The organism is Streptomyces sp. NPDC031497 (genome assembly GCF_055580905.1).
This window is the reverse complement of sequence record NZ_JBVIKO010000020.1, coordinates 1-4,141: the sequence shown is the minus strand read 5'-3', so window position 1 is coordinate 4,141 and position 4,141 is coordinate 1. Positions and strand designations below refer to the sequence as shown.

At 71.9% G+C, this 4,141-nt stretch carries 5 protein-coding genes; 3 read left to right on the top strand and 2 right to left on the bottom strand.

Going from position 1 to position 4,141, the window contains the following annotated elements; genetic code table 11:
- Positions 1-90 precede the first annotated feature (90 nt).
- Positions 91-537, bottom strand: coding sequence for a cupin domain-containing protein (locus ACZ5K7_RS33520; protein ID WP_468919304.1), 447 nt, complete (start codon positions 535-537; stop codon positions 91-93).
- 161 nt (positions 538-698) lie between these two features.
- Here ACZ5K7_RS33520 and ACZ5K7_RS33515 point away from each other — a divergent pair, with 161 nt between their 5' ends.
- Together ACZ5K7_RS33515 and ACZ5K7_RS33510 are read left to right on the top strand one after the other, a co-directional pair.
- Positions 699-1,601 (top strand): RNA polymerase sigma-70 factor, encoded by a 903-nt coding sequence (locus tag ACZ5K7_RS33515; protein WP_351712700.1) that lies wholly within the window; start codon positions 699-701, stop codon positions 1,599-1,601.
- 138 nt (positions 1,602-1,739) lie between these two features.
- Complete coding sequence (locus ACZ5K7_RS33510; protein WP_468919301.1) at positions 1,740-2,486, top strand: SDR family oxidoreductase; 747 nt, start codon at positions 1,740-1,742, stop codon at positions 2,484-2,486.
- A 128-nt stretch (positions 2,487-2,614) separates the two neighbouring features.
- On the opposite strand, the gene ACZ5K7_RS33505 is transcribed toward ACZ5K7_RS33510, so the two are convergent.
- Positions 2,615-2,956: a hypothetical protein gene (locus ACZ5K7_RS33505; RefSeq protein WP_351712617.1), complete on the bottom strand. Its 342-nt coding sequence runs from the start codon at positions 2,954-2,956 to the stop codon at positions 2,615-2,617.
- A 388-nt stretch (positions 2,957-3,344) separates the two neighbouring features.
- On the opposite strand from ACZ5K7_RS33505, the gene ACZ5K7_RS33500 reads away from it, so the two are divergent.
- On the top strand, positions 3,345-4,034 hold the full coding sequence (locus ACZ5K7_RS33500; RefSeq protein ID WP_351712615.1) for an alpha/beta hydrolase: 690 nt from the start codon (positions 3,345-3,347) through the stop codon (positions 4,032-4,034).
- The last annotated feature ends 107 nt before the right edge of the window (positions 4,035-4,141 follow it).

The following is a 4,141-nucleotide window of genomic DNA, read 5'->3' as shown; positions in this document are numbered from 1 at the left end:
TACCTCCCCCCCCCCCCCCCCCCCCCCCCCCCCCCCCCCCCCCCCCCCCCCCCCCACCCCCCCCCCCCCCCCCCCCGTTCCGCCGTCCCGTCAGTCCGTGGCGGGACGCGGGGCGCGCAGGTGGGCCCGCTCGGCCAGTTCGCCCTCGTCGACCAGCTCCAGCATGGGCTTGCCCGGTGCGCACATCATGGTGACGACGAACCGGGTCCGCGCATCCGTGAGGGCGTTGCCGTCCTGGTAGTGGATCACGTCACCGCCCGGCTCCCAGAACGTCCCGCCGGCCTCGACCACCCGCTCGGGCTCGCCCTCCAGCTCGAAGCGGACGGCGCCCTCGATGACGTACCCGAACGCGGGTCCCGAGTGGCGGTGCGGCGGGGTTCCCGGGTCTCCGGGTTCCCACTCGACATGAATGGTCATCGCCGAGGCCCCCTCGGGGACGGTGATCGGTGCGGCGTCCTGCAACACCGTCACCGCCGTCTTCCACCCCTCCGGACGGGTCTGCCCGCTCGGCCCGTGCGCTGCGTTCCTGTCCGACATGGTCTGGCACCTCCATGGATTCGCCGTCCCGCGACCGGCCTTCGCCACGGATGACCGGGTACACGGTGGATCTGTGACACGGCGGGACCGGTCTGTACCACTCCGTGCCGTTCTGTGCGGTGCCAGCTTGTAGCATGATGATCCAACTCTGGAGGACATCGATGCGCGGCGGCGAGAACGGGGACTCGGGCTCCCTCGACCAGGCGACGAAGGACTTCCTCGGGGCACGTCCCCAGCTCTTCGGTATCGCCTATCGGGTGGTCGGCAGTGCCGTGGAAGCGGAGGACATCGTCCAGGAGGCGTGGGTGCGGTGGCAGAACACCGAGCGTGCCGGCATCCGCGAACCGGCCGCGTTCCTGGCCACGATCACCACCCGGCTGGCGATCAACTTCACCCAGTCCGCCAGGGTGCGCCGGGAGTCGTACGTCGGCCCCTGGCTTCCCGAGCCCGTCAACACGAGCGTGGACCCGCAGCTGGGCGCGGAACGCTCGGAGGCCCTCGACCTGGCGGTTCTCCTCCTCCTGGAGAAGCTGAACCCCGTCGAGCGGGCCGCGTACGTGCTGCGGGAGGCGTTCGACTACACGTACGGGCGGATCGCGGACATCGTGGAGACGAGCGAGGCCAACGCACGCCAGCTGGTGAGCCGTGCCCGCAGGCGTCTGGCGGCGGAGCGCCGGGAACCGGTGGACTCCGCCGAGCACCGGCGTTTCCTGGAGGTGTTTCTCGCCGCGGCGCAGAACGGCAGTCTGTCGGTGCTCGAGGAGGTCCTCACCGAGGACGTGGTCAGCTACGCCGACGGCGGCGGTATCCGTGGGGCGTCCAGGATCCCGGTTCTCGGGCTCGCGCATGTCTCCCGGTACCTCGTCGCCTTCGCGCCGCGTTTCTGGCCCCGGGCGGAGGTTCGCTGGGTCGAGGCCAACGGCAGGCCGGCCGTCCTGATCTCGGCCGACGGGCACGCGGTGGCGCTGCTGTCCGTCGATGTGTCGGCACGCGGCATCGAACGCATCATGTGGGTGATGAACCCGGCCAAGCTGGCCCCCTACGTGGCTTCGCTGGACGGCTGAGCCCCTCGCCCGACAGGCCGCACCCCGACGCGGCGACGGATGATTTTCCTCGTTCTCCCGGACGGGCTGTCACAAGCGGAGGAGCTGCCCGGTCTCTTCTGATGCAGACACCAGAAAAACTCCGAGAGGAATTCCGTCATGAAGGTCGTCGTGATCGGTGGCACCGGGCTCATCGGCTCGAAACTGGTCGCCAGGCTCGGTGAGCACGGGCACGAGGCGGTCGCGGCCGCGCCCAGCACCGGCGTCAACACCCTCACCGGCGAGGGACTGGCCGAGGTCCTCCAGGGCGCCTCGGTCGTGGTCGACGTGTCCAATTCGCCCTCGTTCGAGGACCGGGCCGTCCTGGACTTCTTCCGCACCTCCACTGCCAACCTCCTCCAGGCGGAGGCCGACGCCGGCGTGCGGCACCATGTGGCACTGTCCGTGGTGGGCACCGACCGGCTCCAGGAGAGCGGGTACTTCCGGGCCAAGCAGGCCCAGGAGGATCTGATCAAGGCATCCGGCATCCCGTACTCCATCGTCCACGCGACCCAGTTCTTCGAGTTCGCGAAGGGGCTTGCCGACGGGGTCACCGAGGGCGACACCGTGCGCCTGCCGGACGCCAGGATCCAGCCCCTCGTCTCCGACGACGTGGCCGCGGCCGTGGCCCGCGCCACGGTCGGCGCGCCGGTCGACGGCGTGGTGGAGGTCGGCGGGCCGGAGGCGTTCCAGCTCGAGGAGTTCATCCGGACGGCGCTGGACGCGGCGGGCGACCCCCGCAAGGTCGTCACGGACCCGCAGGCACGGTACTGGGGTGCCGAGCTGCGGGAGGACACGCTCCTGCCCGGTCCGGACGCGAGCCTCGGCGAGGTCAGGTTCGCGGACTGGCTCGCGCGGCAGCGGTAGGTGTCGAAGGGCGGTGGCCCCCCGCCGGGAAGCGGGGGGCCGCCGGCCGGCTGCCGGGCGCGCTCACGAACTCCGGGTATGCCAGGCCCCGCACGCTTTCGCTCCGAACAGGCCCTGTCCGCCGCGGCTCACGACGCGCCGACCAGCACCACGGTGACGCACAGCGCCATCACCACGGTGATCAGGATCATCGCGGTCAGCGTCCCGCGCAGCCAGTGTCCGAAGCGGGCACGATGCCGCTGTTCCACCACGTCGATGCTCGCGGCGATGTGGTCCGTCACCATGCGGGCCACATGGGCCTGTTCCGCGAGATACCAGCGTTCGATGTCCGTCCTCTGGTCCGGTGTCAGCCCCGGCTCCCGCGCGGTGAAGTCCGCGACCCGCTGACGTGCCGCTCGCAGGTGGGCCTGCCGGTAGAGGAAGTCCTGGATGTCGGTCAGGCCGCGCGCGGCCTCCTCGTTCGTGTCCATGGTGTGCTCCCCAGGTGAGGCGGCGGCTGTCCGGCCGGTCACTGTGGTTCGGGCGCGGGGTACGCGCGTCAGCGCCGGGGAGGAGAGCAGCGCGCACGAACGGTCGGGCCGGAACGGGTCGGGCCGGCGATCTCGCGACCGCCGCGCGGAGAGCTGGAGCAGGCAACGTGAAAGACCAGCGTGGCAACATCCGCGTGAAGCCGCAAGGGCACCGGCACCACTGTGTGCTGGACGCCGCTCCGCGCGGCCCGAGAGCGGTCGGCACGGCCCGAGGGCGGTCGGCGCGGTCCTCCCCGAGAACTACGCCAATTGACGGAATCGGTTCCTGCGGCAGCCGTCTAGCTTTCTTCGCGTGGCCGCGACGGTCGGACACGCCGAGGGAGAAGCCATGAGTGCGGAATCGCGGAACGTCGTTCTCGTCCACGGAGGCTTCGTGGACGGATCCGGGTGGCAGGGGACCTACGACGTCCTCAAGCGGGACGGGTACAACGTCAGCATCGTCCAGAACCCGACGTTGTCGCTGGAGGGGGACGTCGCGGCGACGCGGATGGTCCTCGACGCACAGGACGGCCCGGTCGTCCTCGTGGGGCACTCCTACGGAGGTGCCGTGATCTCCGAGGCGGGCAGTCACCCGAAGGTCGCGGCGCTCGTCTACGTCGCCGCGTTCGCGCCCGACAAGGGCGAGTCGGTGAGCACGCTCATCGCCGACCCGCCGCCCGGCGCCCCCGTGCCGCCGATCCTGCCGCCCAGGGACGGCTTCCTGTTCCTGGACCGCGAGAAGTTCGCGGACTCCTTCGCCGGTGACGTGCCCGCCGAACTGGCGGCGTTCATGGCCGACTCGCAGGTCCCGTGGGGCCTCGACGCCCTCAACGGCGCCGTGTCGGAGCCGGCCTGGCGGGCGAAGCCCAGCTGGTACCTCGTCGCCACCGACGATCGTATGATCCCGCCGCCGGCGCAGCGGGCGATGTCGGAGCGGGCGGGCTCGACGGTCGTCGAGGTTCCCGGCAGCCACTCCGTGTACGTGTCACGGCCGGACGCGGTGGCCGACCTGATCAAGCAGGCCGCGGCCGGTCACTGACCCAGCGGCGGCCGGGGGGGGGGGGGGGGGGGGGGGGGGGGGGGGGGGGGGGGGGGGGGGGGGGGGGGGGGGGGGGGGGGGGGGGGGGGGGGGGGGGGGGGGGGGGG

What these genes read in the sequence shown, in the direction of transcription:
- ACZ5K7_RS33515 (WP_351712700.1), top strand. Translation starts at nt 699, where the DNA reads ATGCGCGGCGGCGAGAACGGGGACTCGGGCTCCCTCGACCAGGCGACG.
- ACZ5K7_RS33520 (WP_468919304.1), bottom strand. Translation starts at nt 537, where the DNA reads ATGTCGGACAGGAACGCAGCGCACGGGCCGAGCGGGCAGACCCGTCCG.
- ACZ5K7_RS33510 (WP_468919301.1), top strand. Translation starts at nt 1,740, where the DNA reads ATGAAGGTCGTCGTGATCGGTGGCACCGGGCTCATCGGCTCGAAACTG.
- ACZ5K7_RS33505 (WP_351712617.1), bottom strand. Translation starts at nt 2,956, where the DNA reads ATGGACACGAACGAGGAGGCCGCGCGCGGCCTGACCGACATCCAGGAC.
- ACZ5K7_RS33500 (WP_351712615.1), top strand. Translation starts at nt 3,345, where the DNA reads ATGAGTGCGGAATCGCGGAACGTCGTTCTCGTCCACGGAGGCTTCGTG.